The organism is Aquamicrobium sp. (genome assembly GCF_023954335.1).
Taxonomy (GTDB): domain Bacteria; phylum Pseudomonadota; class Alphaproteobacteria; order Rhizobiales; family Rhizobiaceae; genus Aerobium.
The window spans coordinates 2263236-2286129 of sequence record NZ_JAMLIE010000001.1 but is presented as its reverse complement, the minus strand read 5'-3'; the positions used below and the strand labels follow the sequence as shown (position 1 = coordinate 2286129).

The window sequence follows — 22894 nt, the reverse complement described above, 5'->3', positions numbered from 1 at the left end:
ATCGAAGGAAACCGGATGGCGGTCCACCCGCCATCCTCGATCTTCCGCAGCCTTGATTATACGAGCTCGACCTCGACCACGCCCGGCACCGCCTTCATCGCCGACGCGACCTGCGGCGTGATGCGGTAGCGCTCGGGCAAGGCGACCTCGATCTCGCCCTGCCCCTCGCCCTTGATGACGATGAACGACACCTGCCCCTCGCCGCGCGTGGCGAGCTGGGCGGCGACGGCGCTCACCGGGCCGGGCTCGCGCAGGTAGATGCGCAGCGATTTCTGGATGCGGCTCGCCTCGTGCTCCAGATCCTGCACCGTCTGGATGCGCAGGCTGACGCCCTCCGGCCGGTCCTCGGCCGACACGGTGATGACGACCGAGCGCCCCGGCTCCAGCATGTCGCGGAACTGCGCCAGCGTCTCGGAGAACATCACCGCCTCGAACTGGCCGGACCGGTCGGAGAAATTGACCACGCCCATCTTGTTGCCGGTGCGGGTCTTGCGCTCCTGCTTGGAGGTGACGGTGCCGGCGAGCCGGCCGGCGGTGGCGCCGCGCTTCACCGACGCCTGGAACTCGGTCCAGTTCTGCACCCGCATCTTCTCCAGCACCTGCCGGTATTCGTCCAGCGGATGAGCGGAAAGATAGAAGCCGACGGCCGCGAATTCGCGGTGCAGCCGGTCGGCCGGCAGCCACGGCTCGCAGGCCGGCAGCACCAGCTTCTGCGGCTCCGCGCCCATCGCGGCGCCGAAGATGTCGGCCTGGCCGGAGGCCGCGTTCTCCTGCGCGCGGGCCGCCAGCCCCATCATCCGCTCCAGCCCGGCGAACAGCGCCGCCCGGTCGTGGCCGAAGCAGTCGAGCGCGCCGGCGGCGATCAGGCTTTCCAGCACCCGCTTGCCGACGATGCGCGGATCGACCCGCTCGCAGAAATCCTCCAGCGAGGCGAATTGCTTCTCCGCCCGCTTGTCGACGATGTGGTCCACCGCCGCCTCGCCGACGCCCTTGATGGCGGCGAGCGAATAATAGATGCGGTTCTCGCCGACCTCGAACGGCCGGTGCGAGGTCGTCACCGAGGGCGGCACCACCTCGATGCCGAGACGCATGGCGTCGGAGCGGAAATCGGCGAGCTTGTCGGTGTTCGACATGTCGAGCGTCATCGACGCGGCAAGGAACTCGACCGGGTAATGCGCCTTGAGGTACGCCGTCTGGTAGGAGACGATGGCGTAGGCGGCGGCGTGGGACTTGTTGAAGCCGTAGTCGGCGAACTTGGCCAGAAGATCGAAGATGAAATCGGCCTGCGGCTTGTGAACGCCCTTCTCGACCGCGCCTGAGACGAAGCGCTCGCGCTGCTTGTCCATCTCGGCGCGGATCTTCTTGCCCATGGCGCGGCGCAGGAGGTCGGCTTCGCCGAGCGAGTAGCCGGCCAGCTCCTGCGCGATCTGCATCACCTGTTCCTGGTAGACGATGACGCCCTGCGTCTCCTTCACCAGATGGTCGATCTTCGGATGGATCGAGGCGATCTCCTCCTCGCCGTGCTTGCGGGCGTTGTAGGTGGGGATGTTCTCCATCGGGCCGGGGCGGTAGAGCGCGACCAGCGCGATGATGTCCTCGATGCGGTCGGGCTTCATGCCGATCAGCGCCTTGCGCATTCCCGCCGATTCCACCTGGAACACGCCGACCACCTCGCCGCGCGACAGCATGGAATAGGTGTCGGGGTCGTCGAGCGGGATGCGCGTCAGGTCGATGTCGACGCCGCGGCGGCGGATCAGCTTCACCGCCGTGTCGAGCACGGTCAGCGTCTTCAGGCCGAGGAAGTCGAACTTCACCAGCCCGGCCTGCTCGACATATTTCATGTTGAACTGCGTGACCGGCATGTCCGAGCGCGGGTCGCGGTACATCGGCACCAGCTCGGAGAGCGGCCGGTCGCCGATGACGATGCCGGCCGCGTGCGTCGAGGCGTGGCGGTATAAGCCCTCCAGCTTCATCGCCGTGTCGAGCAGGTTCTGGACGACCGGCTCCTTCTCGACCTCCTCGGCGAAGCGCGGCTCGGCCTCGATGGCGTCCTTGAGCTTGACCGGGTTGGCCGGATTGGCCGGCACCATCTTGCACAGCCGGTCGACCTGCCCGTAGGGCATCTGTAAGACGCGACCAACGTCCCGGAGAACCGCGCGGGCCTGCAAGGTTCCGAAGGTGATGATCTGGCCGACCTGATCGCGGCCGTACTTCTCCTGCACGTAGCGGATCACCTCCTCGCGGCGGTCCTGGCAGAAGTCGATGTCGAAGTCGGGCATCGACACGCGGTCGGGATTGAGGAACCGCTCGAACAGCAGCGAAAAGCGCAGCGGATCGACGTCGGTGATGGTCAGCGCATAGGCGACGAGCGAGCCCGCGCCGGAGCCTCGCCCCGGCCCGACCGGGATGTCGTGGGCCTTGGCCCATTTGATGAAGTCCGACACGATCAGGAAGTAGCCGGGGAACTTCATCCGGGTGATGATGGATATCTCGAACTCGAGCCGCTCGCGGTAGTCGTCCTCGGTGTAGCCCTCGGTCGGGCCGTGGGCGGCAAGGCGTGCGGCGAGCCCCTCGCGCGCCTGACGCGCCAGCTCCTCGGCCTCGGCGATCTCGGCCGCCTCGCCGGCGACGCCCGCGCCGGCGAAGCGCGGCAGGATCGGCTTGCGGTTCTGCGGGAAGTACGAGCAGCGGCGGGCGATCTCGACCGTCGAGTCGATGGCCTCCGGCAGGTCGGCGAACAGCGCCGTCATCTCGGCCTGACTTTTCAGGTAGTGGTCGGGCGTCAGGCGGCGGCGCTCGTCCACCGCCACCACCGAGCCTTCCGCGATGGCGAGCAGCGCGTCGTGCGCCTCGTAGTCGTCGCGGCCGGGAAAGAACGCCTCGTTGGTGGCGACGAGCGGCAGGTCGTGGGCGTAGGCGAGATCGATCAGCCCGGCCTCGACCGCCCGATCGTGGCCCTTGTAGCGTTGCAGCTCGACATAGAGCCGATCAGTGAAAATCTCCTTGAGGCGGATGAGGCGCGATTCGGCGACCGCGTGCTGGTCTCCCTTCAGCGCCGCGCCGACGGGGCCGTGAAAATCGCCGGTCAGGCAGATGATCCCCTCGGCCAGCGCCGCCAGCCAGTCGATGCCGACATGGGGCGCCTCGCCCGCCGGCACGTCGAGATAGGCGCGGGAGACGAGCCGCACGAGGTTGGCGTACCCGTCTTCCGTCGCCGCGATCAGCACCAGCGGCTGCGCCTGCGGCCCCTGCCGGCGGTGATGGCGCTGCTGGGCATCGGCGACCGCGTCGTCGAAGGCGACGTCGAGCTGGCAGCCGACGATGGGCTGGACGCCTTCCTTCGTCGCCTTCTGGGCGAATTCGAGCGCGCCGAACAGATTGTTGGTATCGGTCACGGCGATGGCCGGGGCGCGGTCCCTGACCGCGTGGCCGACAATCTTGCCGATCGGCAGCGCCCCTTCGAGCAGCGAATAGGCCGAATGGACGCGCAGATGCACGAAACCGGTGGGCTTGCCGGATGCGGAAAGATCGGTTTCGCGCGCGCGCTGCTCAGGCATGGTCATCCAATCGGCGATTCGGGAGGCGGGCTCCAGTGTCCCCGACACGGCCCGGCGCGTCGAGTCCCGAACGGCCCCATCAACAGGCCGCTTGACAACTACATGGCGGCGAGCCTGACGAGCGTTTCTTCGCCGCCTTCGTCCAGAAGAAGCAGCTTGCGCTCTTCCTGGAGGATGCGGAAGGACGCGACGCGGCCCAGCGCCTCGAAGAATGTAAGCTCCTGATTCATGATGGCTTCGGCGCAGGCCATCTGGGTGGAGACGATCTGGCCGAACTCGATGGCCTCGCCGTCGATCCGCGCCGTGCCGCCATAGCCGTTGCAGCCGCCCATGCCGGAGACCGTGCCATCCTCCGTGATGATCAGCGTGGTCTGGACGTTGTCGATGACGCCCCCGCCGAGGATGTCTTCCGCAAGCCACGACCCCGTCAGCGCGAGGGCTTCCTGCTCCGGCTGCGCCGCGACGCGGACGACCGGAATATCCGCCGAAGACTGGCCGGGCTCGAACGCGTGATGGGTGTCGTTGATGAAGAGCAGGCGGTCATCGATGCTGATGCGGGCCTGCAATGCGTAGCGATGGCCGCTTTCGACGAGCGCGGGGTCGTAGCCCAGCCGGTAGCGGACGGGGCTGGCGGCGGCGTCCGTGACGGTCGCGCTCGCGAGCACGACGGCGGGCGCGTCAGCCAGCGAGACGTCCACGAGCTGCACTTCGACGCGTGCGCCCCGCGGCAGCATCATGCGCTCGCGATAGATGACGGAGCCTTCGATCACCTTGTCCTGTGCGTCCGGCGCGTCGGCGAGAGCGCGCGTGGCGAAACCCGCGGCAAGGGCGGAACCGGCGGCGAAGAAGGCGCGGCGCGAAAGGGAATGACGGGACATGGCGACTCCTGAAGACTGTCGGGCAAGCAGACGATATGTCCGTGGCAGGATTTGGGAAGGTTTTGAAGTCCGTGGCGCATGCCGCTGAAAGGTCGGGGAATCGCGACGCCTCTGGCATTCGCCGCACGCGTCGGTTAGCAAAGGTTGCGAAACAGACCAGAAACCGGGAGCACGCCATGAAAACTCGCGCCGCCGTCGCCATCGCTGCGGGAAAGCCGCTGGAAATCATGGAGGTGGACCTCGAAGGCCCGCGCGCCGGCGAGGTGCTGATCGAGATCAAGGCGACCGGCATCTGCCACACTGACGAGTTCACCCTGTCGGGCGCGGACCCGGAAGGCATCTTCCCGGCGATTCTCGGCCATGAGGGCGCGGGTGTCGTCGTCGATGTCGGGCCGGGCGTCACCACGCTGAAGAAGGGCGACCACGTCATCCCGCTCTACACGCCCGAGTGCCGCTCCTGCCCGTCCTGCCTGTCGCGCAAGACCAACCTGTGCACCGCGATTCGCGCGACGCAGGGACAGGGGCTGATGCCGGACGGCACCAGCCGCTTCTCGATCGGCAAGGACAGGATCTTCCACTACATGGGCTGCTCGACCTTCGCCAACCACACGGTGCTGCCGGAGATCGCGGTGGCCAAGGTCAACCCGGACGCGCCGTTCGACACGATCTGCTACATCGGCTGCGGCGTGACGACCGGCATCGGCGCGGTGATCAACACGGCCAAGGTCGAGATCGGCGCGACGGCGGCCGTGTTCGGCCTCGGCGGCATCGGCCTCAACGTCATCCAGGGGCTGAAGCTCGCCGGCGCCGACATGATCATCGGCGTCGACCTGAACAACGACAAGAAGGCATGGGGCGAGAAGTTCGGGATGACGCATTTCGTCAACCCGGCCGAGATCGACGGCGACGTCGTCCAGCACATCGTCAACATGACCAAGCGCGGGGCCGACCAGATCGGCGGCGCGGACTACACGTTCGATTGCACCGGCAACGTCAAGGTCATGCGGCAAGCCCTTGAGTGCGCTCATAGAGGCTGGGGCGAATCGATCGTCATAGGCGTCGCCGGCGCGGGGCAGGAAATTTCGACGCGCCCGTTCCAGCTCGTCACCGGCCGCACCTGGAAGGGCACCGCCTTCGGCGGCGCGCGCGGGCGCACCGACGTGCCGAGGATCGTCGACTGGTACATGGAGGGCAAGATCCAGATCGACCCGATGATCACCCACCGGCTGACGCTGGACGAGATCAACAAGGGCTTCGACCTGATGCATGCCGGCGAATCGATCCGCTCCGTCGTGGTCTATTGATCGCGGTGCAGCCGTCCCTCTACGTCGACGCCGACGCCTGCCCGGTCAAGGACGAGGCGGCCAAGGTGGCGGCGCGGCACGGGCTTATCGTCACCTTCGTCTCCAATGGCGGCCTGCGCCCCTCGCGCGATGCGATGGTGCGGCATGTCGTGGTGCCGCAGGGCGCGGACGCCGCCGACGACTGGATCGTCGAGAACGCCCGCGCCAACGACATCGCCGTCACGGCAGACGTGCCGCTGGCCGCGCGGCTGGTCGAGAAGGGCGTACATGTCCTGGGCCCCACGGGCCGGCCGTTCACGCCGGAAACCATCGGCATGGCGGTGGCGATGCGCGACCTGAAGCAGCATCTGCGCGAGACGGGCGAGATCAAGGGCTACAATCCCGGCTTTTCGCCGCGCGACCGCTCGGCCTTCCTGTCTGCGCTCGACCAGACGGCGCGGCGCGCGCTTGTTCTCGCGAAACCGTGATGATATCTTTGTGATATCAATGGAGGCTGCCGTGGCCAGCATGGTGATACGCAACATTCCCGAAGACGTCATGAAACGCGTCAAGGAAGCGGCAAAGCGCGAAGGCAAATCGGCCGAGCAGATCGCGCGCGAGGCGCTGGCCGAGAAGATGAAGCCGTCGCGTGAGGAGATCATCCGGCGCATGGACGAGATCAGGGCGCGGACGAGGCCGGTTGATGCCGAAACGATGATCCGCATCATGCGGAAGGCTCGCGCCGAGCGGGACGCAAGACCGTTTTCGCCAGACGACGACACATGATCATCGACGCGAACGTTGCGGTCTACTGGGCCGTGCCCGGGCCCCATGCCGAGCGAGCCGCGTCGATCATGGGACGAGAGAATCTTGCCGCGCCCGGCATCATCATGGCCGAAGCCGCCAACGCTCTCGTCAACCACGTCCGCGCCGGATCGATCTCGCATACGCAGATCGGACCGATGATCTCGACGATCAGGCAAGCGATCGACACGCTGGTTTTCGACGCCGACCTTGTACCGGACGCTTTGGCGCTGGCTATCGCTCACAACCACAAGATGTACGACTGCCTCTATCTCGCGCTCGCGCTGGCGCGGCGCGAGCCGCTCGCCACCGCCGACAGAAGACTGGCCGCGCTGGCGAGCAAGCTTTCCATCGAAACCGAACTGATCGAGCCTGCCTTATGAAAACCGTTTCCACCGCGAAATCCCACGGCGGCGTGCAAGGGGTCTATTCCCACGCCTCGGAGGAATGCGCCTGCGACATGACCTTCGCGGTGTTCGTCCCGCCGCAGGCGAAGGACGGCCCCTGCCCCGTGCTGTGGTATCTGTCGGGCCTGACCTGCACCCACGCCAATGTCATGGACAAGGGCGAATACCGCCGGCTGGCGGCCGATCTCGGCCTGATCGTCGTCTGCCCCGACACCAGCCCGCGTGGCGAGGACGTGCCGGACGAGCCGGACAACTGGCAGTTCGGCAAGGGCGCGGGCTTCTATGTCGATGCCACGCAAGCGCGGTTCGCGAAGAACTACCGGATGTATTCCTACGTCACGCGGGAGCTGCCGGCCCTGATCGCGAAAGAGTTTCCGGCCGACATGGCGCGGCAGGGCATCTTCGGCCACTCGATGGGCGGGCACGGCGCGCTGACCATCGCGCTGAAGCACCCGGACCGCTTCCGCTCGGCCTCCGCCTTCGCGCCCATCGTCCAGCCCTCGACGGCCGGATGGTCGAAGCCGGCGCTGGAGAAGTATCTCGGGCCGGATGAAGCCGCGTGGCGCGCCTACGACGCCTGCGCGCTGGTCGAGGACGGGGCGCGCTTTCCAGAATTCCTGATCGACCAGGGCACGGCCGACGGCTTCCTCGACGAGGGCTTGCGGCCATGGCTGTTCGAGGACGCCTGCAAGGGAACCGGCATCGCGCTGACGCTCGCCATGCGCGAGGGCTACGACCATTCCTATTTCTTCATCTCGACCTTCATGGACGACCACCTGCGCTGGCACGCGCAGCGGCTCGGGGCGCGGTGAGGCAAAAGCCGAATCGCTTCAAGGTCTTGGGGATTCTCTTCAACACCTTGATTCAACAGTGTTAAGGACGGCGGGTTGCATCGGGGCCGTCAGTTCCTATCCTTGGCCCCTCGCTCGCCCGCCGCTTTGCGGGCGTCTTCCGAACACGGCAAAGGAGGTGGGACGGGTGCCCGACACCACGACGATCTATTCCGATATTCCCGATTCAGGCACGCTGGGCGGCAGGCTTGCGCGCGCCCGGAACGCCGCCGGCCTGTCGGCTGCGCAGCTCGCGCGCGGGGTCGGCGTGCAGAGCGCCACGGTCCAGTCCTGGGAGGATGGCCGCTCGCAGCCGCGCGCCAACCGGCTGCCGACGCTCGCGGGCGTGCTGAACGTCAGCCTGTCGTGGCTGCTGCACGGCGTCGGCCCGGCCCCGGCGGAGGAAGACCCGCGGACGGCGCAGGATCTCGGGCCGCAGCTCGCGCGGCTCAAGCGGCTGCATCGCGAGACGGCGGAGATCATCGTCCGGCTCGAGCGGCACATGGACCGCATCGCCGCGCATTGATCCCTGCACGACATTTTCCGTCGCAGGCAGGTGACAGGGAAGACGGCTTCGGCTAGGACTGGTCCGGTCAAGGGTCCTCGGGCCCTGCCGGTTTGCGGGAGAGAGCAGCGCCAGCTGCCGCCGAAGGGGAAATCGCCCGAAATCTCTCAGGCAAAAGAACCGTTGTCCGGTCAAGACGCTCTGGAAAGTCGGGGACGGCACGTTCCCGCGCCGAAGGTGTAAGGGTCGCCGACAGGGTTCCGGCGCCCCGAGTCTCTCAGGCTTCCGACAGAGGGGCGCGGACTGCCGCATGGCGCGGCCGTCCCGTGCTGCTCTGGAGGAACAATGGCCGCGACGACCACGGACGAAATCCTTTCTGAACTGCCCCTGAAAGCCCTGCACGAGGCCGCGAGCGCGCGCTTCGGCGGCTTCGCCGGCTGGAACATGCCGATCACCTACCCGCTCGGCGTCCTGAAGGAGCACCTTCACACCCGCGAGAAGGCCGGCCTGTTCGACATCTCGCACATGAAGCTGATCCTCGTCACCGGCCCCGAGGCGGCGAAGGCTCTGGCCCGCGCCTGCCCGCTCGACCCGGCGGCGCTGGAGGAAAGCCAGTCGAAATACACCTTCCTGCTCGACGACGAGGCCGGCATCCTCGACGATCTGATCGTCACCCGGCTCGGCGGGACGCGGTTCATGGTGGTGGCCAATGCCGGCAACGCGGCGCAGGATGTCGCTCGCCTCACTGAGGTGGCGGCCGGCTTCGACGCGACGGTCGAGCCGCTGGAGCGCGTCTTCCTCGCGCTTCAGGGACCGGCGGCCGAGGCTGCCATCGCCAAGGCCGGACTCGCCATCGGCCACCTGACCTTCATGCACGGCACCGAGCCCAAGCCGGGCTGGTTCGCCAGCCGCTCGGGCTATACCGGCGAGGACGGATTCGAGGTGGCGCTGCCGCTCGATGCGGCCGAGGCGTTCGCCAAGGCGCTGCTCGCCGACGAGAACGTCGAGTGGATCGGCCTTGCGGCGCGCGATTCGCTCAGGCTCGAGGCCGGGCTTTGCCTGCACGGCAACGACATCACGCCGCAGACGACGCCGGTCGAGGCCGGGCTGATGTGGGCGGTGGCGAAGCCGGTGCGCGAGACGGGCGGCTTCATCGGCGCGGAGGCGCTGAAGGCGGCGCTCGCCGCCGGCGCCAGCCGGAAGCGCGTCGGCCTGAAGCCGGAAGGCCGCCAGCCGGTGCGCGGCGGCGCCGCGCTGTTCGACGCCGAGGGCAACCCGGCCGGCAGCGTCACTTCCGGCGGCTTCGGCCCGTCCTTCGGCGCGCCGGTCGCCATGGGCTATGTCTCCGCGCCGCTGGCGCAGGCCGGCACCCAGCTTTTCGCCGACGTGCGCGGCAACCGCGTGCCGGTTTCCGTCCATCCCCTTCCCTTCACGCCGCATCGCTACCGAAAAGGATGATCCTCATGGCAACGATCTATTACACCGAAGACCACGAATGGCTCTCCGTCGAGGGCGGCGTCGCGACCGTCGGCATCACCGACTACGCGCAGGAGCAGCTCGGCGATCTCGTCTTCGTCGAGCTGCCCGAGACCGGGCGCACGCTTTCCAGGGGCGACGCCACCGTGGTTGTCGAATCCGTCAAGGCGGCGTCGGATGTCTACGCGCCGGCCGACGGCGAGGTGACGGAGGTCAACGAGGCGCTGACCGCCGACCCGGCGCTGGTCAACAGCGCGCCGCAGGGCGCGGGCTGGCTGTGGAAGCAGACGATCGCCGACGAAAGCCAGCTCGCCGGCCTGATGGACGAGGCCGCCTACAAGGCCCATATCGGCTGAAGGACCGCGCAATGAGCCATACCGAAGCAAGTTTTGCCGACCGCCATGTCGGCCTCCGCACGGACGATGTGCGCGCCATGCTGGCGGCGCTCGGCGTGCCGTCGCTGGAAACGCTGATCACGCAGGCGGTGCCGCAGTCGATCCGGCTCGGCCGGGCGCTCGACCTGCCGGCCCCGGCCAGCGAGGCCGAGGCGCTTGCCGAGCTTTCCGAAAAGATGAACCGGAACACGGTGTTGAAGAGCTTCATCGGCGCCGGCTATCACGGCGTCCACGTGCCGCCGGTCATCCAGCGCAACCTGTTCGAGAACCCCGCCTGGTACACGGCCTACACGCCCTACCAGTCCGAGATCAGCCAGGGGCGGCTCGAGCTGCTGTTCAACTTCCAGACGCTGGTGTCGGAGCTGACCGGGCTTCCCGTCGCCTCCGCCTCGCTGCTCGACGAGGCGACGGCCGTCGCCGAGGCCATCGGCATCGCGGTTCGCCACCATCGCGACAAGCGGGCAGAAATCGTGCTGGCGGGCGAGTTGCACCCGCAGGTGCTCGACGTGGCGAAGACCCGCGCCGACCCGCTCGGCCTCGTTGTCGGCGCGCCGGAGATCGGTGAGAACACGGCCGCGCTCGTCGTCGCCTGGCCTGACACCCACGGCGTGTTCGGCGACCATGCGGCGGTTATCGAGAAGGCCAGGGCGGCCGGCGCGGTCGTCGTCTTCGTCTCCGACCCGCTGGCGCTGACGCTGACCGACACGCCCGCCGCGCGCGGGGCCGACATCGCCGTCGGCTCGATGCAGCGCTACGGCGTGCCGATGGGCTTCGGCGGGCCGCATGCCGCCTATTGCGCGGTCTCCGACGCCCTGACGCGGCTGATGCCGGGCCGGCTCGTCGGCCAGTCGACCGACGCGCATGGCCGCCCAGGCTTCCGCCTCGCGCTCCAGACGCGCGAGCAGCACATCCGCCGCGACAAGGCCACCTCCAACATCTGCACCGCGCAGGCGCTGCTCGCCAACATGGCCGCCGCCTTCGCCATCTGGCACGGGCCGGAAGGCTTGCAGGCCATCGCGAGGCGCGTCAACGGGCTGGCCGAGCGGCTGGCGGCGGGCCTCAAGGCCGCGGGCGTGACGCTCGCGGGCGACGCCATCTTCGACACGGTCACGGCGTGCGTTCCCGGCAAGGCCAGGGAGATTGCCGACAAGGCGGAAGCCGGCGGCAGGCTGCTTCGCATCGTCGATGCCGACCGCGTCGGCGTCAGCTTCGACGAGACCTCGACCGAAGACGACCTTCAGGCCATCGCCGCCCTGTTCGGGGCGAGCGCGCCGGCCGAGGCCGCGAGCAGCGTTCCCGGCAAGCCGCGCGGCAAGGCGTTCCTCACCCAGCCCGCATTCCACGACAACCGCTCCGAGACGGAGATGATGCGCTATCTGCGCCGGCTGGCCGACAAGGACCTCGCGCTCGACCGTGCGATGATCCCGCTCGGCTCGTGCACGATGAAGCTGAACGCCGCCGCCGAGATGATGCCGGTGTCGTGGCCGACCGTCGCCAACCTTCATCCCTTCGCGCCGGCGGCCCATTCGGCCGGCTACAAGGCGATGACCGACGATCTCGAGGCGTGGCTTGCCGAGATCACCGGCTTCGACGGCGTCTCGCTCCAGCCCAATGCGGGCAGCCAGGGCGAGTATGCCGGGCTGATCGCCATCCGCCGCTATCACCTCGCGCGCGGCGACGCGGGCCGCACCGTCTGCCTCATCCCCTCCTCCGCCCACGGCACCAACCCGGCGAGCGCGGCGATGGCTGGGATGGACGTGGTCGTCGTCAAATGCACCGAGGACGGCAACATCGACGTCGAGGATTTGAAGGCCAAGGCGGCGCAGTATGCCGAGCGGCTGGCGGCGCTGATGATCACCTACCCTTCCACCCACGGCGTGTTCGAGGAAGGGGTGCGCGACATCTGCCAGACCGTGCACGCCCATGGCGGGCAGGTCTATCTCGACGGGGCGAACCTCAATGCCATGGTCGGGCTGGCGCGGCCGGGCGACATCGGCGCCGACGTGTGCCACATGAACCTGCACAAGACGTTCTGCATCCCGCATGGCGGCGGCGGCCCCGGCGTCGGGCCGATCGGCGTCAAGGCGCATCTGAAGCCGCATCTGCCGGGCCATGTCGCGCTCGGCTCCGACCATGCGGTGTCGGCCGCGCCGTTCGGCTCGGCCTCGATCCTGCCGATCACCTGGATGTATATCCGCATGACCGGCGCCGCCGGGCTGAAGCGAGCGACGGAAACCGCGATCCTGTCGGCAAACTACGTCGCCGAGCGGCTGAAGGGCCGCTACCCGGTGCTCTATGCCGGCCGCAACGGCCGCGTCGCGCATGAGTGCATCCTCGACACGCGCGTGATCAAGGCGGCGAGCGGCATCGGCGTCGAGGACATCGCCAAGCGGCTGATCGACTACGGCTTCCACGCGCCGACCATGTCGTTCCCGGTCGCCGGCACGCTGATGGTCGAGCCGACGGAAAGCGAGCCCAAGCGCGAGCTCGACCGCTTCATCGACGCCATGATCGGCATCGCCGACGAGGCGGCGAAAGTCGAGCGCGGCGAATGGCCGAAGGACGACAACCCGCTGGTCAACGCGCCGCACACGGCGGCCGAGACGATGGCCGACACGTGGAGCCACGCCTATCCGCGCTCCGTCGCCGCCTTCCCGGACGGAGAGCAGGATTTCGCCGCCAAGTACTGGCCGCCCGTGTCGCGGGTGGACAATGTCGGCGGCGACCGCAACCTCGTCTGCGCCTGCCCGCCCGTCGAGGCGCTGGCGAGCTGAGGCGGCGGCCCCGCTTTCGGGGAGACATGCGCCGGAAAGCCCCCTCGCCGGGGGCTTTCCGACAGGTGCGATGCGGGTTGCACTCCACCCGCCCGGATGTGCTACGAACGGAACAGGAACCGTGGCACAGCCGCCCTGATTCGCTTTTCTTTACCTGCCGAGGCTCATGACACAATCGGACGACCTTTTCGGGAATCTGCTCGACCAGCCCGCCTCCCCCGAGCCCGCGCGCGCCGCGCGCCCGGCCGATCCGCTCGTCGCGGCGGCGAAGGCGAAGCCCCAGCCGCCCGCCCGCGACGGCAGCGACGGCTACAGCGCCGCCGACATCGAGGTGCTGGAGGGGCTGGAGCCGGTGCGCCGGCGGCCGGGCATGTATATCGGCGGCACGGACGAGAAGGCGCTGCACCACCTCTTCGCCGAAGTCATCGACAACTCGATGGACGAGGCCGTCGCCGGCCACGCCAATTTCATCGAGGTCAATCTCGATGCCGAAGGCTACCTGTCCGTCACCGACAACGGCCGCGGCATCCCGGTCGAGAACCATCCCCAGATGCCGGGCAAGTCGACGCTGGAGGTCATCCTCACGGTCCTGCATGCCGGCGGCAAGTTCGACGGCAAGGCCTACGAGACCTCGGGTGGCCTGCACGGCGTCGGCGTCTCGGTCGTCAACGCCCTCTCCGACCATCTCGAGGTCGAGGTCGCCCGCAACAAGAAGCTCTACCGCCAGCGCTTTTCGCGCGGCAAGCCGGTCGGCGGCCTGGAGGAGCTCGGTGACGTGCACAACCGCCGCGGCACCAAGGTGCGCTTCCATCCGGACCCGGAAATTTTTGGCGCACACGCCCATTTCGATCCGGCCCGCGTCTTCCGCATGGCCCGGTCCAAGGCCTATCTCTTCGGCGGCGTCGAGATCCGCTGGAGCTGCGACCCGTCGCTCATCGGGGAGAAGGACGAGACGCCGACGAAGGCCGTGTTCCACTTCCCGGGCGGGCTGAAGGACTATCTCGCCGCCTCGCTCGGCTCGGACTATCAGGTGACGCGAGAGATCTTCGCCGGCAAAAGCGAGAAGCAGGGCGGCCACGGCTCGCTCGAATGGGCCGTGACCTGGTATGGCGGCGATTCGCTGATCAATTCCTACTGCAACACGATCCCGACGCCCGAGGGCGGCACCCACGAGATGGGCTTCCGCAACGTGCTGACGCGCGGGCTGAAGGCCTATGCCGAGCTGGTCGGCAACAAGCGCGCGTCCATCGTCACCTCGGAAGACGTGATGATCTCGGCGGCCGGCATGCTCTCGGTCTTCATCCGCGAGCCGGAATTCGTCGGCCAGACCAAGGACCGGCTGGCGACGGTGGAGGCGGTGCGCATCGTCGAAAGCGCGATCCGCGACGCCTTCGACCACTGGCTGGCCGACAACCCGGCCGAATCCGGCAAGCTGCTCGACTGGGTGATCGCCCGCGCCGACGAGCGCCTGCGCCGCCGGCAGGAAAAGGAGATTTCCCGCAAATCGGCGGTGCGCAAGCTCAGGCTGCCCGGCAAGCTGGCCGACTGCACGCAGACGGCGGCGCAAGGGGCGGAGCTATTCATCGTCGAGGGCGACTCGGCCGGCGGCTCGGCCAAGCAGGCGCGCGACCGCGCCTCGCAGGCGGTGCTGCCGCTGCGCGGAAAGATTCTCAACGTCGCCAGCGCCGGCCACGACAAGCTGACCGCCAACCAGCAGATCGGCGACATCGTGCAGGCGCTGGGCTGCGGCACGCGCTCGAAATACCGCGAGGAGGATCTGCGCTACGACCGGGTCATCATCATGACCGACGCCGACGTCGACGGCGCGCATATCGCCTCGCTGCTGATGACCTTCTTCTACCAGGAGATGCCGCAGCTGGTGCGCGGCGGCCATCTCTACATGGCCGTGCCGCCGCTCTACCGCCTGAGCCAGGGCGGCAAGGTGATGTATGCGCGCGACGACGCCCACAAGGACGAGCTGCTCCGGACCGAGTTCACCGGGCGCGGCAAGGTCGAGATCGGCCGGTTCAAGGGCCTCGGCGAGATGATGGCGGCGCAGCTCAAGGAAACCACGATGGACCGCAAGCGCCGCACCCTGCTGCGCGTCGAGGTCATCGACGACGAGGCGGCGACGAAGGCCTCGGTCGAGTCGCTGATGGGCACCAAGCCGGAAGCCCGCTTCCGCTTCATCCAGGAGCGGGCCGAGTTCGTCGAGGAACTGGACATCTGACGGCGCTCGCCGCCCCCGACGGGAGAATTTCATGCCGCTGCGCATCGTCTATGTCTCGACGCTCGCGCCGGCTGTGTCGGAAGACGACATCGCGGCGCTGGTCGACAAGGCCGCCGCCTTCAACAGGGCGCATGGCATCACCGGCGTTCTCGCCCTCGAGGACAGGCGCGTGTGCCAGATTCTCGAAGGCCCGGACGCGGCGGTCGTGGCGCTGTTCCGCTCGATCGGCAGGGACCCGCGTCACAGCGGGGTGACGGAGATCGTCAACGTGCCGATCGACGCCGTGACCTTCGAGGATTGGGGCATGGTGCGCCGGCGGATGATCGACATGGTCGTCTCCGCCTTCGCGCTCGGGTAAGGCCCGTCGGCCGCGCCGTCAGGCGGCGGCGATGGCCAGCGCGTGCTCGCGCGCGTTGTCGCGCAGGGCTTCGAGGTGAATGGTCTTGATCAGCGCCGCCACGTCGCGATCGCTCTCGGCGGGACCCGGCTGGCCCGGCGCGGCGCCGATCTCCTGAAGCATCAGCCAGCTCACCTCCTGCGCGCCGGCGACACGGCGGCCTGCGGCCACCTCGCGCCAGACCTTCAGTGCGCGCAGGAAGACGCCGTGCAGCGGCTTCGCCAGCCCGGACGCGCCGAACAGGGAACTGACGGCGACATCGCGGCCGGAGGCGAGGATCGCCCTCACCCGCGTCTCCGAATGACCGGACAGCGTCATCAGCACGGAGCCGAGGAAGTCGACCTTGCCGTGGGCGATCGCCCGAAGCAGGAAGCCGGCGGTCAATTCGCCGCGCAGGCGCAGATGCTCGATCAGCGCCGCATGCTCACTCGCCGCCGTGTGCTCGATCAGCGTCAGCGAGGCGCGCAGGCAGGCCTCGCGCGTCACCCGCTCGGCCCGCGCCTCGCCCATCAGCGCCCGCACCAGCGGCGCATGGCGCAGCGCCTCGCCCAGCGCCACCAGCAGCATGTGGCGGCACTCGCCCGGCAGGCGCGGATCGTCGAGCAGCGCCGCCCGCAGGGCCGCCTCGTGTCCGAAACGCTCGGCCATCCGGCGGAACGACAGCGAGGCGATCTCGGTCCCCTCGTTGGCGACGAGGGCAAGGCAGGCCTCGAGCGCGCCGACCTCGGCGATGGCGGCCGACAGGCTCATCGACACGACGGGGCGCGAGGCGATCAGCGCCTGGATAAACGGGCGCGAGGATGCGACGCGATCGATCAGGTCGACTTCGGTAAGCAATGGCGAACGAACGAGAACGCAAGCCGCCACCTCGTCTTGGTCGGAGGCGAGCGCGGCGACGATCTGCGGCGGGGCGTGGCGGCTGGTCGACAGCGCCTCGGCAAGCGCCGCGCGCACCTTGGGCGACGGATCGTCGAGCAGCAGCGTCAGCGCCGCCTCGGCCTCGCAGCGATCCTCGAAGGCGATCTGGTGATCGAGCAGCGCGCGGGCCAGAGCCCCCGCCGCCGCGGCGCGCTCGCCGACGCGCGCATTGCCGATCCATTTGAGGAAGTGCCTGACAATCATCGACGCCCACGCCAAACTTGAATGCTGTGGACGTTAGGTAAAAATGGTTTACGAACGGTTCACCATGAATCTTGACCGGGCGTAAACCATGAGTGCGCCGACGAAAGGGAGGGTTGCCGGATGGCGGGGCTGTATCTGGAAGAGTTCGCCGTCGGGCAGGTGATCCGCCACCCGATGACACGCTCGGTCACCGAAAGCGACAACGTGCTGTTCTCGATGATGACGATGAACCCGCAGCCGCTGCATATCGACTTTGACTATGCGGCGAAGAGCGAGTGGGGCAAGCCGCTGGTCAACTCGCTGTTCACGCTCGGCCTGATGATCGGCATCTCGGTCCACGACACGACGCTCGGCACCATCGTCGCCAATCTCGGCATGACCGACACGACCTTCCCGCACCCGCTGTTCCACGGCGATACGGTGCGCGTCGAGACGGAGATCCGCTCGGTGCGCGAATCGAAATCGAAGCCCGACCGCGGCGTGGTCGAGATGGAGCACCGCGCCTACAACCAGCACGGCGACCTCGTGGCGCGCTGCCTGCGCCAGACCATGGTGCAGAAGAGGCCGGCCTGATGCGTTCGCTGCTGTTCGTTCCCGCCGATTCCGAAAAGAAGCTGGCCAAGGGCCTCGGCTCGGGCGCCGACGCGCTTATCATCGACCTCGAGGATTCCGTCGCCCTCGCCAACAAGAAAGCCGCGCGGCGGATGGCGGCCGAGTTCATCGCCTCCGCGAAGGGTGGCCCGGCGCTCTATGTCCGTGTCAACGACCTCGCCAGCGGGCTGACGGACGACGACCTCGCCGCGGTGATCGGGGCGGGGCCGGCCGGCATCATGCTGCCCAAGTCGAACAGCGGCGAGGATGTCGCCCGCCTCAGCGTGCGCCTGCGCGTCCACGAGGCAGAGGCCGGCATCGCGGACGGGGCGACGCGGATCATCCCCATCGTCACCGAAACGCCGGCCGGCGTGCTGGCGGCGGGAAGCTATGCGGGCAGCTATGCCGGGACCAGCGGCCGCCTCGCCGGCCTGACATGGGGCGCGGAGGACCTGTCGGCCGAGATCGGCGCGGCGGCGACCCGCGACGAGGACGGGCGCTACACCGATGTCTTCCGCTTCGCGCGCATCTCGACCATCCTCGCCGCCTGTGCCGCCGAGGTCGCGCCCATCGACACGGTGTTCCCCAACTTCCGCGATGAGGCCGCGTTCCTGCGCGACACGCGCGAGGGCGCGCGCGACGGCTTCACCGGCCGCATGGCGATCCACCCGGCGCAGGTGCCGGTCATCAACGAGGTGTTCACGCCCTCGGCGGAAGCGACGGCGGAAGCGCGCGCCGTGGTCGAGGCCTTCGCGGCGGCCGGCAACCCCGGCGTCGTCGCCATCGACGGCAAGATGTACGACCGGCCGCACCTGAAGCGCGCCGAGCGCCTGCTGGCGCGGGCGACGGCGGCGGGAGACCGATAAGGCCGGGATGGAGCCGGCCGTCTTCGGCCATACGGCGTCAAACGATCGGCGCAGCGCTTCAGACGTCGCGATACCGCAGCGCATCGACGATCACCCTGAACGCCGGCAGGTTTTGCCGCCGACTCGGGTAATAGATGTGGTAGCCGGAAAACCGCGGCGACCAGTCGTCCAGCAGCAGGATGAGATCGCCTGATGCGACAGGCTCGACGACCATATCCTCGGGCACATAGGCGATCCCGTGGCCGTGAAGCGCGGCGTCGATCATGGTGGCGTCGTCGTTGAGGGTGAGCTGCCCCTCGACCCTGACCCGCAGCTCCTTTCCGCCCTTCTCGAACTCCCAGGCATAAAGCCCTCCGGCCGTCTCCAGCCGCCGGTTGATGCAGTTGTGCCGGAGCAGGTCCTGCGGATGCCCGGGGGCCGGGTTGGCGGCCAGATAGGTTGGCGATGCCACGGCCACGAGCCGCCAGTCGGGGCCGATGCGCACCGCGATCATGTCGTTCCCGATGCTCTCGCCCAGACGGATGCCCGCATCGAAACCTTCGCCGACGATATCGCGGAAGCCGCTGTCGATGTTCAGCTCCAGCGCGATGTCGGGATAGTCGGACAGGATCGGACGCAGCTTCCGCCATACGAGGCGCTCCAGCGCATGGTGCGACAGCGTCAGCCGCACTGAGCCGGAGGGCTTTTCCCGCAGTTCCATCAGCGAGGCGATTTCCTCCTCGATCTCGCAGACGCGCGGCGCCAGCGACCGGCGCAGGCGCTCGCCCGCCTCGGTGGTCGAGACGCTTCGCGTCGTGCGGGCGAGCAAGCGGATGCCCATGCGCGTTTCCAGCCGCTTGATCCGGTGGCTGAGCGTCGATTGCACGACACCCAGCTTCGCGGCGGCACGGGTGAAGCTGCCCTCCTCGGTCACGGCCAGGAACCACAAGAGGTCGTTGAAGTCGGGTCTGGGCATGGCGTTCTCCAATCAAGGCAATTCATGGCTTTAGTCGATAAGTCTAAACGAAGACGTGTCTCTAATCCATGAGTTCGGCCGATGCTAGTTATACGGCATCGCAAGACGCATCAGGTGCGGAGCCCGGCCATGAACCCTTCATTCGACTATTCAGGGAAAGTCGCGTTCATAACGGGCGGCGGCAGCGGCCTTGGCCGCGCGACGGCGCTGGCCTTTGCGCAGGCCGGCGCGCAGGTTGCCGTCGTCGACCTTTCGCGGGACGGCATGGACGAGACCGTCCGGCAGATCGAGGCGGCGGGCGGCAAGGCCGTCGCGATCCGCTGCGATGTCGCGCAGGAAGCCGAGGTCGCGGCGGCTGTCGAGCAGACGGTCGCGGCCTTCGGCGGGCTCGACTTCGCCTTCAACAGCGCCGGCGTCGAGCCGGTCCTGAGACCGGCGCACGAGATTCCGGGCGAGCTGTGGAACCGCAACCTGTCGATCAATCTCAGCGGCGTCTTCTACTGCATCAAGCAGCAGGCGCCCCGGATGCTGGAGCGTGGCGGCGGGGCCATCGTCAACGCCTCGTCCGGCGCGGGCGTCAAGGGGTTCGCCGGCCATGCCATCTACAACGCCGCCAAGTTCGGCGTGATCGGCCTGACCAAGGCGGCGGCGCTGGACTACGCCGGCAGGAACATCCGCGTGAACGCCATCTGCCCCGGCATCGTCCATACCGCGATGATCGACCGCTTCACCGGCGGCACGCCCGAGGGCTTGCAGGCCGCGATCGCACAGGAGCCGATCGGACGCCTCGGCCGGCCGGAGGAAATCGCGGCCAGCGTGCTGTGGCTCTGCTCGGAAGGTGCGGGCTTCACGCTCGGCGCGGCGGTCGTCGTCGACGGCGGCCAGACGGTCTGACGCGTCCCACCAAAAAAACAGGAGATCGACATGAACAGGACCAAATCCCCCCATGCGGGCCTTGCCCGGCGCGACCTTCTGAAGCTGACCGGGACCGGCATCGCCGCCTTCGGCGCGGCCTCGATTTTCACCGTTTCCAACGCAAAGGCTCAGACTATGTCGAACGAATGGGACAAGACTTTTTCGCGCAGCGGGAAGGTCGACCACGAGAAGGTGACCTTCACCAACCGCTACGGCATCACGCTGTCGGGCGGTCTTTATCTGCCGAAAGATCGTGCCGGCAGCCGCCTTCCGGCCATCGCCGTCGGCGGGCCGTTCGGCGCGGTCAAGGAGCAGTCGTCGGGTCTTTATGCGCAGACCATGGCCGAGCGTGGGTTCGTCACGCTGGCTTTCGATCCGTCCTACACCGGCGAAAGCGGCGGCGAACCCCGCAACGTCGCCTCGCCCGACATCAACACCGAGGATTTCATGGCGGCGGTGGACTATCTCGGCCTCCACGCTTCGGTCGACCGCGAGCGCATCGGCGTCATCGGCATCTGCGGCTGGGGCAGCATGGCATTGAACGCCGTGGCTGCCGACAAGCGCGTCAAGGCCGTCGCGACCAGCACCATGTACGACATGACGCGCGTGATGTCCCGGGGCTACAACGACAGCGTCACCCCCGAACAGCGCGCGCAGACGCTGGAGCAACTGAGCCGCCAGCGCTGGGAAGACGCGGCGAACGGAACACCGGCCTACCAGCCGCCCTACAACGAGCTGCACGGCGGCGAGGCGCAGTTTCTGGTCGACTACCACGATTATTACATGACGCCGCGCGGCTACCATGCGCGCGCGGTCAACTCGGGCAACGCCTGGACGATCACGACGCCGCTGTCGTTCATGAACATGCCGATCCTGACCTACATCAAGGAGATCGCGCCGCGTCCGGTCCTGCTGATCCACGGCGAGAACGCCCATTCGCGCTACTTCAGCGAAACCGCTTATGAGGCTGCGGCTGAGCCGAAGGAACTGCTGATCGTTCCGGGGGCCAACCATGTCGATCTCTACGACAAGGCGGATATGATCCCCTTCGACAGGCTGCAATCCTTCTTCGCGCAGCATCTTTCCGCTTAAGGTGGACGGGGCCTGCCCGTGCAGGCCCCGCTTTCCGCCAAAGGGAGCAGAGCGACGACATGCTGAGATCCCTGCTGACCGCCACCGCCGTCACATTGGCAACGACCGGAGCCGTCATGGCGCAAGACCGCATCCGCATTTCCTCCGGCTGGGGCGAGGTCACGGCCGTGCTGGCCGACAACGCCGCCGCCCGCGAATTGTCGGCCATGCTGCCGCTGACCATCGGGATGAGCGACCATCTGCGGCAGGAAAAGACCGGCAGGCTGCCCTCCGCCCTGCCCGAGCTGCCCCGGCAACGCGATTTCTCCGTCGGCACGCTGGGCCTGTGGGGCGGCCGCGACTTCGTTGTCTACTACCGCAGCGGCCGCGTCCCGTCGCCGGGCATCATCGTCCTGGGACAGGTCGAGGGCGACGTGTCGATCTTCGACAGGCCGGGCGACGTCACGGTCGACGTGACGCGCGTCGACTGACGCGGCATCGCCTGCGAATGCGGCGCCGGCCTTCGGCCTCCTCATTATTTCCAGCGCGGCCGCTGCATGGAGAAGATTTCCGTCACCGCGGCGTAGTCCATGTAGCCGAGGCGGGCGACGCTGCCGGCCTTGACGATGTCGAACAGGCCGTCCGTCATCATCGCCTCGTCGATGTGGATGCCGACGACCTCGCCGATGACCATGAACCGCTCGCCGCTTTCGCCGTCCAGCCCCTTCGGCCGGTGGATTTCCGTCACCTTGCATTCGAGCGCGGCATGCGCCCCGCCGACGCGCGGCGGGCGGACCAGCCGCGAGGGCTGCGGCGTCAGCCCGGCATAGTCGAACTCGGAGACGCCGCGCGGGGCGTCGACGCTCGACGCGTTCATCTTCTCCACCAGATCGTGACTGACGAGATTGACGACGAACTCGCCGGTCTCGCGCGCGAACGTCACGCTGTCCTTCTCGCCCTCGGACGAGAACATGACGAGATGCGGGTCGGTGCCCAGCGCGTTGAAGAAGGAATAGGGCGCGAGATTGGGCGAGCCGTCGCCACGAACCGTCGAGATCCAGCCGATGGGGCGCGGGGCGACGATAGCCTTGAACGGGTCGTGCGGCAGGCCGTGGCCCTTCGACGGTTCGTAGAACATGGTTTTGCTGCCTATCCTTGCCACGGGCCGGCGTAATTGGAAACGATGTCGGCGAGCTCGGGGCGCGGGCGCTCGGGCGTCGTTCCGTCGTAGGTTCCGATATGAACGAAGCCGACGACGCGCTCGGCCGGAGCGATGCCGAGGATGCGCTTGCCCTCCTCGTCGTCGGCGTACCAGTTGGTGATCCAGCTCGCGCCGTAGCCGAGCGCGCCGGCCGCGATCAGGAGGTTCATCGCCGCAGCGCCGCCGGAGAGGAACTTTTCCCAATCCGGCACCTTGGGGTGGTCGCGCGGAACCGAGACGACGCCGACGACCAGCGGCGCGCGCGAGAACCGCGCCAGCTCCTGCTGGCGGCGATGCTCGGGCAGCTCGCCCTCGCGCTTTTCCGCCAGCGCGGCCAGCGCCTCGCCGACGCGGTGGCGCGCGTCGCCGCGATAGAGGATGAAGCGCCACGGGGCGAGCCGGCCATGGTCGGGCACGCGGGCGGCGGCGGTGAGCATGGTGCGGATATCGGCGTCCGAAGGGCCGGGCTCCTTCAGCTCGCCGATCGGCTTCGACCTGCGCGACAAAAGGAAATCGATGACTGGCTGGTTCACTTCTCGTCTCCCGGAGGTTGGGGAAAGCCGGTTGTCGGGTACCGGACTTCACGCCGGATGCCTGTCGGGGACGCATCGCGGGAAGGAGGATGCGTTTCTCGCCT

At 68.0% G+C, this 22894-nt stretch carries 22 protein-coding genes and 1 riboswitch; of the genes, 16 read left to right on the top strand and 6 right to left on the bottom strand.

Annotated elements, in window-relative coordinates:
- Positions 1-56: 56 nt before the first annotated feature.
- Positions 57-3557, bottom strand: a complete 3501-nt coding sequence (dnaE, locus tag M9945_RS11300; protein WP_367944568.1) for a DNA polymerase III subunit alpha — start codon at positions 3555-3557, stop codon at positions 57-59.
- 98 nt (positions 3558-3655) lie between these two features.
- Entirely contained in the window at positions 3656-4435 is a 780-nt protein-coding gene (locus tag M9945_RS11295) for a YbaY family lipoprotein (RefSeq protein ID WP_367944567.1), read from the bottom strand.
- Positions 4436-4611: 176 nt separating this feature from the next.
- Between M9945_RS11295 and M9945_RS11290 the strand changes: the two genes are divergently transcribed.
- The 11 genes from M9945_RS11290 to M9945_RS11240 all read left to right on the top strand — a co-directional run bounded on the left by M9945_RS11290 (position 4612) and on the right by M9945_RS11240 (position 15497).
- A complete protein-coding gene (locus tag M9945_RS11290; protein WP_367944566.1) occupies positions 4612-5739 on the top strand; it encodes an S-(hydroxymethyl)glutathione dehydrogenase/class III alcohol dehydrogenase in 1128 nt (375 codons plus the stop codon).
- Positions 5739-6206 carry a YaiI/YqxD family protein gene (locus M9945_RS11285; protein WP_367944819.1) on the top strand — a complete coding sequence of 156 codons (468 nt, stop codon included), beginning with the start codon at positions 5739-5741 and terminating at the stop codon, positions 6204-6206. The genes M9945_RS11290 and M9945_RS11285 overlap by 1 nt, the downstream gene beginning before the upstream one ends.
- Positions 6187-6504 (top strand): hypothetical protein, encoded by a 318-nt coding sequence (locus M9945_RS11280; protein WP_367944565.1) that lies wholly within the window; start codon positions 6187-6189, stop codon positions 6502-6504. Before M9945_RS11285 ends, M9945_RS11280 begins: the two co-directional genes overlap by 20 nt.
- Positions 6501-6905, top strand: a complete 405-nt coding sequence (locus M9945_RS11275) for a type II toxin-antitoxin system VapC family toxin (protein ID WP_367944564.1) — start codon at positions 6501-6503, stop codon at positions 6903-6905. Before M9945_RS11280 ends, M9945_RS11275 begins: the two co-directional genes overlap by 4 nt.
- On the top strand, positions 6902-7741 hold the full coding sequence (fghA, locus tag M9945_RS11270; protein WP_367944563.1) for an S-formylglutathione hydrolase: 840 nt from the start codon (positions 6902-6904) through the stop codon (positions 7739-7741). Before M9945_RS11275 ends, fghA begins: the two co-directional genes overlap by 4 nt.
- 166 nt (positions 7742-7907) lie before the next feature.
- Positions 7908-8285 (top strand): helix-turn-helix domain-containing protein, encoded by a 378-nt coding sequence (locus tag M9945_RS11265; protein ID WP_367944562.1) that lies wholly within the window; start codon positions 7908-7910, stop codon positions 8283-8285.
- 85 nt (positions 8286-8370) lie between these two features.
- A riboswitch (glycine riboswitch) is annotated at positions 8371-8457 on the top strand.
- Positions 8458-8609: 152 nt separating this feature from the next.
- The gene (gene gcvT, locus M9945_RS11260; RefSeq protein WP_367944561.1) at positions 8610-9722 is read left to right on the top strand and encodes a glycine cleavage system aminomethyltransferase GcvT; all 1113 of its coding nucleotides are present in this window, start codon (positions 8610-8612) and stop codon (positions 9720-9722) included.
- Between the two features lie 5 nt (positions 9723-9727).
- The gene (gene gcvH, locus M9945_RS11255) at positions 9728-10096 is read left to right on the top strand and encodes a glycine cleavage system protein GcvH (RefSeq protein ID WP_367944560.1); all 369 of its coding nucleotides are present in this window, start codon (positions 9728-9730) and stop codon (positions 10094-10096) included.
- Positions 10097-10107: 11 nt separating this feature from the next.
- Positions 10108-12909: an aminomethyl-transferring glycine dehydrogenase gene (gcvP, locus tag M9945_RS11250; protein WP_367944559.1), complete on the top strand. Its 2802-nt coding sequence runs from the start codon at positions 10108-10110 to the stop codon at positions 12907-12909.
- Between the two features lie 166 nt (positions 12910-13075).
- Complete coding sequence (parE, locus tag M9945_RS11245) at positions 13076-15139, top strand: DNA topoisomerase IV subunit B (RefSeq protein ID WP_367944558.1); 2064 nt, start codon at positions 13076-13078, stop codon at positions 15137-15139.
- 31 nt (positions 15140-15170) lie between these two features.
- Complete coding sequence (locus M9945_RS11240; RefSeq protein WP_367944557.1) at positions 15171-15497, top strand: BLUF domain-containing protein; 327 nt, start codon at positions 15171-15173, stop codon at positions 15495-15497.
- An 18-nt stretch (positions 15498-15515) separates the two neighbouring features.
- On the opposite strand, the gene M9945_RS11235 is transcribed toward M9945_RS11240, so the two are convergent.
- Complete coding sequence (locus M9945_RS11235; RefSeq protein ID WP_367944556.1) at positions 15516-16658, bottom strand: DUF2336 domain-containing protein; 1143 nt, start codon at positions 16656-16658, stop codon at positions 15516-15518.
- A gap of 120 nt (positions 16659-16778) precedes the next feature.
- Between M9945_RS11235 and M9945_RS11230 the strand changes: the two genes are divergently transcribed.
- Together M9945_RS11230 and M9945_RS11225 are read left to right on the top strand one after the other, a co-directional pair.
- Complete coding sequence (locus M9945_RS11230) at positions 16779-17231, top strand: MaoC family dehydratase (protein ID WP_367944555.1); 453 nt, start codon at positions 16779-16781, stop codon at positions 17229-17231.
- Positions 17231-18115 carry a CoA ester lyase gene (locus M9945_RS11225; RefSeq protein WP_367944554.1) on the top strand — a complete coding sequence of 295 codons (885 nt, stop codon included), beginning with the start codon at positions 17231-17233 and terminating at the stop codon, positions 18113-18115. The genes M9945_RS11230 and M9945_RS11225 overlap by 1 nt, the downstream gene beginning before the upstream one ends.
- A 58-nt stretch (positions 18116-18173) precedes the next feature.
- Here M9945_RS11225 and M9945_RS11220 read toward each other — a convergent pair whose 3' ends face one another.
- A complete protein-coding gene (locus tag M9945_RS11220; RefSeq protein WP_367944553.1) occupies positions 18174-19070 on the bottom strand; it encodes a LysR family transcriptional regulator in 897 nt (298 codons plus the stop codon).
- A gap of 129 nt (positions 19071-19199) precedes the next feature.
- Here M9945_RS11220 and M9945_RS11215 point away from each other — a divergent pair, with 129 nt between their 5' ends.
- The 3 genes from M9945_RS11215 to M9945_RS11205 are packed head-to-tail and all read left to right on the top strand — an operon-like array spanning position 19200 to position 21547.
- Complete coding sequence (locus tag M9945_RS11215) at positions 19200-19964, top strand: glucose 1-dehydrogenase (RefSeq protein ID WP_367944552.1); 765 nt, start codon at positions 19200-19202, stop codon at positions 19962-19964.
- Positions 19965-19994: 30 nt separating this feature from the next.
- Positions 19995-21077 (top strand): alpha/beta hydrolase, encoded by a 1083-nt coding sequence (locus M9945_RS11210; RefSeq protein WP_367944551.1) that lies wholly within the window; start codon positions 19995-19997, stop codon positions 21075-21077.
- Between the two features lie 59 nt (positions 21078-21136).
- The gene (locus M9945_RS11205; RefSeq protein ID WP_367944550.1) at positions 21137-21547 is read left to right on the top strand and encodes a cyclophilin-like fold protein; all 411 of its coding nucleotides are present in this window, start codon (positions 21137-21139) and stop codon (positions 21545-21547) included.
- Between the two features lie 44 nt (positions 21548-21591).
- On the opposite strand, the gene M9945_RS11200 is transcribed toward M9945_RS11205, so the two are convergent.
- Positions 21592-22194: a flavin reductase family protein gene (locus tag M9945_RS11200; RefSeq protein ID WP_367944549.1), complete on the bottom strand. Its 603-nt coding sequence runs from the start codon at positions 22192-22194 to the stop codon at positions 21592-21594.
- An 11-nt stretch (positions 22195-22205) separates the two neighbouring features.
- Positions 22206-22790: a nitroreductase gene (locus M9945_RS11195; protein WP_367944548.1), complete on the bottom strand. Its 585-nt coding sequence runs from the start codon at positions 22788-22790 to the stop codon at positions 22206-22208.
- Between the last annotated feature and the right edge of the window lie 104 nt (positions 22791-22894).

Excerpts from the sequence above, each read along its gene's own strand:
- parE (WP_367944558.1), top strand. The coding sequence starts at position 13,076 with ATGACACAATCGGACGACCTTTTCGGGAATCTGCTCGACCAGCCCGCC.
- M9945_RS11290 (WP_367944566.1), top strand. The coding sequence starts at position 4,612 with ATGAAAACTCGCGCCGCCGTCGCCATCGCTGCGGGAAAGCCGCTGGAA.
- gcvP (WP_367944559.1), top strand. The coding sequence starts at position 10,108 with ATGAGCCATACCGAAGCAAGTTTTGCCGACCGCCATGTCGGCCTCCGC.
- M9945_RS11215 (WP_367944552.1), top strand. The coding sequence starts at position 19,200 with ATGAACCCTTCATTCGACTATTCAGGGAAAGTCGCGTTCATAACGGGC.
- M9945_RS11205 (WP_367944550.1), top strand. The coding sequence starts at position 21,137 with ATGCTGAGATCCCTGCTGACCGCCACCGCCGTCACATTGGCAACGACC.
- M9945_RS11235 (WP_367944556.1), bottom strand. The coding sequence starts at position 16,658 with ATGATTGTCAGGCACTTCCTCAAATGGATCGGCAATGCGCGCGTCGGC.
- M9945_RS11230 (WP_367944555.1), top strand. The coding sequence starts at position 16,779 with ATGGCGGGGCTGTATCTGGAAGAGTTCGCCGTCGGGCAGGTGATCCGC.
- M9945_RS11200 (WP_367944549.1), bottom strand. The coding sequence starts at position 22,194 with ATGTTCTACGAACCGTCGAAGGGCCACGGCCTGCCGCACGACCCGTTC.
- M9945_RS11295 (WP_367944567.1), bottom strand. The coding sequence starts at position 4,435 with ATGTCCCGTCATTCCCTTTCGCGCCGCGCCTTCTTCGCCGCCGGTTCC.
- M9945_RS11225 (WP_367944554.1), top strand. The coding sequence starts at position 17,231 with ATGCGTTCGCTGCTGTTCGTTCCCGCCGATTCCGAAAAGAAGCTGGCC.
- M9945_RS11220 (WP_367944553.1), bottom strand. The coding sequence starts at position 19,070 with ATGCCCAGACCCGACTTCAACGACCTCTTGTGGTTCCTGGCCGTGACC.
- fghA (WP_367944563.1), top strand. The coding sequence starts at position 6,902 with ATGAAAACCGTTTCCACCGCGAAATCCCACGGCGGCGTGCAAGGGGTC.
- M9945_RS11210 (WP_367944551.1), top strand. The coding sequence starts at position 19,995 with ATGAACAGGACCAAATCCCCCCATGCGGGCCTTGCCCGGCGCGACCTT.
- dnaE (WP_367944568.1), bottom strand. The coding sequence starts at position 3,557 with ATGCCTGAGCAGCGCGCGCGCGAAACCGATCTTTCCGCATCCGGCAAG.
- gcvH (WP_367944560.1), top strand. The coding sequence starts at position 9,728 with ATGGCAACGATCTATTACACCGAAGACCACGAATGGCTCTCCGTCGAG.
- M9945_RS11275 (WP_367944564.1), top strand. The coding sequence starts at position 6,501 with ATGATCATCGACGCGAACGTTGCGGTCTACTGGGCCGTGCCCGGGCCC.
- M9945_RS11240 (WP_367944557.1), top strand. The coding sequence starts at position 15,171 with ATGCCGCTGCGCATCGTCTATGTCTCGACGCTCGCGCCGGCTGTGTCG.
- gcvT (WP_367944561.1), top strand. The coding sequence starts at position 8,610 with ATGGCCGCGACGACCACGGACGAAATCCTTTCTGAACTGCCCCTGAAA.